The organism is Falsiroseomonas oryziterrae (assembly GCF_021864505.1).
Classification (GTDB): Bacteria; Pseudomonadota; Alphaproteobacteria; order Acetobacterales; family Acetobacteraceae; genus Falsiroseomonas; species Falsiroseomonas oryziterrae.
In genome coordinates, this window is the sequence record NZ_JAKJIB010000363.1 from 1 (window position 1) to 3,885 (window position 3,885).

The window sequence follows — 3,885 nt, forward strand, 5'->3', positions numbered from 1 at the left end:
GAGCCCCTTGGCTCCCCGGCGGGGGGTCGGGGGCAGCGCCCCCGCCCACCCTACTCCGCAGCCGCCGCACCCTCGCCCGCCCGCAGCAGCGACTGGCCCGTCATCGCCGCCGGCTGCGGCAGGCCGAGCAGCGCCAGCAGTGTCGGCGCGATGTCGGCGAGCCGGCCCTCGGCCAGCGTCGCGCCGGCCGGGGCGTTGTGCAGCAGCACGGGCACCGGGTTGGTGGTGTGCGCGGTGTGCGGGCCGCCGGTGGCCGGGTCGCGCATCAGCTCCGCATTGCCGTGGTCGGCGGTGACGAGCAGTGCGCCGCCGGCTGCCGTGATCGCCTCCGCGATGCGGCCGAGGCCGGCATCCACCGCCTCACACGCCTTGATCGCGGCCTGCAGGCTTCCGGTGTGGCCGACCATGTCGGGGTTGGCGAAGTTCAGCACGATGAGATCGTAGCGCCCCGAGCGGATCGCCTGCACGGCCTTCTCGGTCAGGTCCGGCGCCGACATCTCCGGCTGCAGGTCATAGGTCGCGACCTTGGGCGAGGGGACCATGATGCGCTCTTCGCCCGCGAAGGGCGTCTCCTCGCCGCCGTTCAGGAAGTAGGTGACGTGCGGATACTTCTCGGTCTCCGCCATGCGCAGCTGCTTGCGGCCCGCCTTGCTCACCGTCTCGCCCAGGATGTCCGCCATGGATTGCGGCGGGAAGAGCGTGAGCAGGAAGGGGTTCAGCGCCGCGCTATACTCCGTCATGCCGGCGGCGGCGGCGAAGCGGATGGTGGGATCCGCGGCGAAGCCGTCGAAGGACGGGTCGAGCAGTGCCGCCAGGATCTGGCGCACGCGGTCGGCGCGGAAGTTGAAGCAGAGCAGCCCGTCGCCGTGCTGCATGCCGGCGTAGTCGCCGATCGCGGCGGCGGGCACGAACTCGTCGAATTTTCCCGAATCATGCGCGGTGCGGACCGCTTCCTGCGCGGTGCCGAAGCGGGCGCCTTTCGGGTTGACCATCACGTCGTAGGCGAGTTGCACGCGCTCCCACCGCTTGTCGCGGTCCATGGCGAAGTAGCGGCCGCAGATGGTGGCGATGCGCGCGCCGCGCGGCAGGGCGGCTTCGAAGGCGGCGAGGAACTCGGGCGCGGCCTGCGGCGCGGTGTCGCGGCCGTCGGTCCAGGCATGCACCAGCACCTCGAGCCCGGCGGCGGTGGCGGCGCGGGCGAGCGCGACGGCATGGTCCTGGTGGCTGTGCACGCCGCCGGGCGACAGCAGGCCGCACAGATGCAGCCGCCCGCCCGCGGCCCTGGTGCGCTCGACGACGGTCGCGAAGGCGGGCAGTGCGCCGATGGAGCCGTCTTCGACTGCGGCGTCGATGCGCACGAGGTCCTGCATCACCACGCGCCCCGCGCCGATGTTGAGATGGCCCACCTCGGAATTGCCCATCTGGCCGTCGGGCAGGCCGACATCGCGGCCGGAGGTGCGCAGGAAGGCGCGCGGCCCCTTGGCCCAGAGCGCGTCGAAGGCCGGCGTGCGCGCCTGCTTCACGGCATTGTCCGCCGCCTCCTCGCGCCAGCCCCAGCCGTCGAGGATGACCAGCATGACGGGGCGGGGGGCGTGCATGGGCGGGATCCTCTAGCGGAGCGCCCCGGATGTAGCCCGCGCAGCGCCAGGCTCCAACGCGCCCTCCAGGCACAGATACGCCACCGCGACGGCCGGGAGGATCAGGAGGGGGGCGGGGCCGAAGCCGGTCCAGACCGAGATGAAGGGCGCGACGAGGGCGCAGAGGATCAGCGGCGCGCTGGCGGCCCAGACGAAGGGGCGTCGCGGGTCCCCCTCCGGCAAAGACGCCAGCAACCAGAGCGGCACGAAGCCGGCCAGCACCAGGTCGTAGACCTGGACATAGGGCGTCGCGAGCAGGGTGCCGAGCACCAGCATCGCGTCGCGTGCCGGCTGCGGCGCCGGGCGGCGCCAGGCGATCCAGACCAGCGCCGCGGCGGCGAGCGCGGTGACACCCTGCGCGGCATAGGCCGTGCCGACCTCGGTCGGCAGGTGGCGCACCGTGGCGAAGACCGAGGTGAAGAGCTGTTGGACGCCGGTGCCGTCCTCGAGGATCCAGCCGCGCAGGTGGTCGGCGCGCTGCAGATAGGCCTGCCAGGACTCCACCCCGAACAGCAGCGCCGAGGCGAGCAACAGCGCGGCGGCGGTGCCGGCACAGGCGAACAGCGCGGCCCAGCGCCGCCCGGCGAGCAGCGCGACCGGAAGGAGCACGGCGAGTTGCGGCTTGACCACCAGCAGGCCGAGCAGCGCGCCGGCCAGGACAGGCCGGCGCGGCAGCAGCAGCAGCGCGCCGCCGATCAGCGCCGCGATCCAGGTGCCGGTCTGGCCCGTCCAGATGTTCATCGTGACGGCGGGCGCTGCCAGCCCGAGCAACAGTGCGTCCAACGTCCGGAATGGACCGGGCGGCCAGGCGCGATGCAGGACGAACAGGAACAGCGCGATCCCGCCGAAGATCCAGACCGCCCAGGCGGCCAGGTAGGGCAGCAGGCCGAGCGGCCAGGTCAGCAGCAGCGCCACCGGCGGGTAGCTGTAGTGGTAGAGGTGGATCGGTCCGTTGAGGACCGCGATTTGGAAGGCGTGGTAGCGGTCGAAGTCGTAGATGACGTCGAGCCGGCCTTCGAGCGCGAGCCGTGCACCGGACCAGAAGTTGATGCTGTCGCCGCCGAACGCGGCCTTGCCGTCGCCCGCCGTCAGCCCGACGGCGGTGTGCGTCCGGAAATGATCGAGCAACAGCGCAGCCGCGAGCGCGATCCAGAGCACCGCGACGGTACGCAGCAGCCAGGGCCACGAACGACCCCAAAGGCCGGTCACCCTCCGCTCCGTCCGCACCGACGGCTCGGCCGTCATGCGCCACCGGTCCGCTCGGCGCGCAGCGCCTGCACCTCCGCGCGCAGGGCGCGGATCTCGGCGAGCAGAACCTGGGAGTCGAGATGCGCCTCGGAGCGTGCGGCATCCGCCGCCGCCTGCAGGGTCGCGGCGGATGCGCCGCCGCGCTGCTCGCGCAGCGTCTGGATGCTCTCCACGATCACGCCGATGAAGAGGTTAAGGACGACGAAGGTGGCGACGACGGAGAAAGGGATGAAGAACAGCCAGGCGAGCGGCTGGTGCTCCATCGCCTGGCGGACGAGGTTGCCGAAATCGTCCATCGCCATCAGCTGGAACAGCGTGAAGAAGGCGGCGCCGAGGGTCGCGAATTCCTCCATCGCGCTGCCGAACAGCTTCACCGCCATCACGGCCGCCACGTAGAAGACAAGGGCCATCAGCAGCACGATCGAGCCCATGCCGGGCAGTGCCGCGAGCATCGCCTCCACCACGTTGCGCAAGGACGGCACGACGCTGATCAGCCGCAGCACGCGAAGCACGCGCAGCGCGCGCAGCACGGCCAGCGGCCCGCTGTCCGGCGCCCAGGAGATCGCGACGATCAGGAAATCGAAGAGCCCCCAGGGATCGCGGAAGAAGCGCCCACGGAAGGCGTAGATCCTGAGGGCCAGCTCGATGGTGAAGGCGACGAGGACGATGCGGTCGAGCGTGTGCAGCAGCCCGCCCCAGGACTCCATGATCGAGCCCGACGTCTCGAGCCCCAGCGTGACGGCGTTGAACAGGATCAGGCCGATGACGACGCGCTGGAAGGGCGCGGACAGCACAAGCCGCGCGATGCGGGCGCGCGGCGTGTCGTCCATGTCGTCGCGCGTCAGGACTTCCTGCATGACCCCCGCTTCCCGGCCTCGGCGCGGCAGGGTTTGGCGCGGGGCGCGCGGGAGTTCAAGCGGCGCGCCCCCGACGGGCCAGCGTGCCCGCAGAGGACGGGGCGCCACCACCAAGGATGCGGCCGCAACGCGGCCGGCGCGCC

Annotated in this window: 3 protein-coding genes; all 3 read right to left on the reverse strand. The window is 72.0% G+C overall.

The features are described 5' to 3' along the window. Positions 1-50: 50 nt before the first annotated feature. From gpmI to L2I40_RS20170, 3 genes are read right to left on the reverse strand one after another with little or no spacing between them, the layout of a single operon-like run. The gene (gpmI, locus tag L2I40_RS20160; RefSeq protein WP_237216969.1) at positions 51-1,598 is read right to left on the reverse strand and encodes a 2,3-bisphosphoglycerate-independent phosphoglycerate mutase; all 1,548 of its coding nucleotides are present in this window, start codon (positions 1,596-1,598) and stop codon (positions 51-53) included. Between the two features lie 12 nt (positions 1,599-1,610). Beyond that, positions 1,611-2,846: a glycosyltransferase 87 family protein gene (locus L2I40_RS20165; protein ID WP_237216970.1), complete on the reverse strand. Its 1,236-nt coding sequence runs from the start codon at positions 2,844-2,846 to the stop codon at positions 1,611-1,613. Positions 2,847-2,878: 32 nt separating this feature from the next. Continuing rightward, positions 2,879-3,742 carry an ion transporter gene (locus tag L2I40_RS20170; protein WP_237216971.1) on the reverse strand — a complete coding sequence of 288 codons (864 nt, stop codon included), beginning with the start codon at positions 3,740-3,742 and terminating at the stop codon, positions 2,879-2,881. Positions 3,743-3,885 lie beyond the last annotated feature (143 nt).

Excerpts from the sequence above, each read along its gene's own strand:
- gpmI (WP_237216969.1), bottom strand. The coding sequence starts at position 1,598 with ATGCACGCCCCCCGCCCCGTCATGCTGGTCATCCTCGACGGCTGGGGC.
- L2I40_RS20170 (WP_237216971.1), bottom strand. The coding sequence starts at position 3,742 with ATGCAGGAAGTCCTGACGCGCGACGACATGGACGACACGCCGCGCGCC.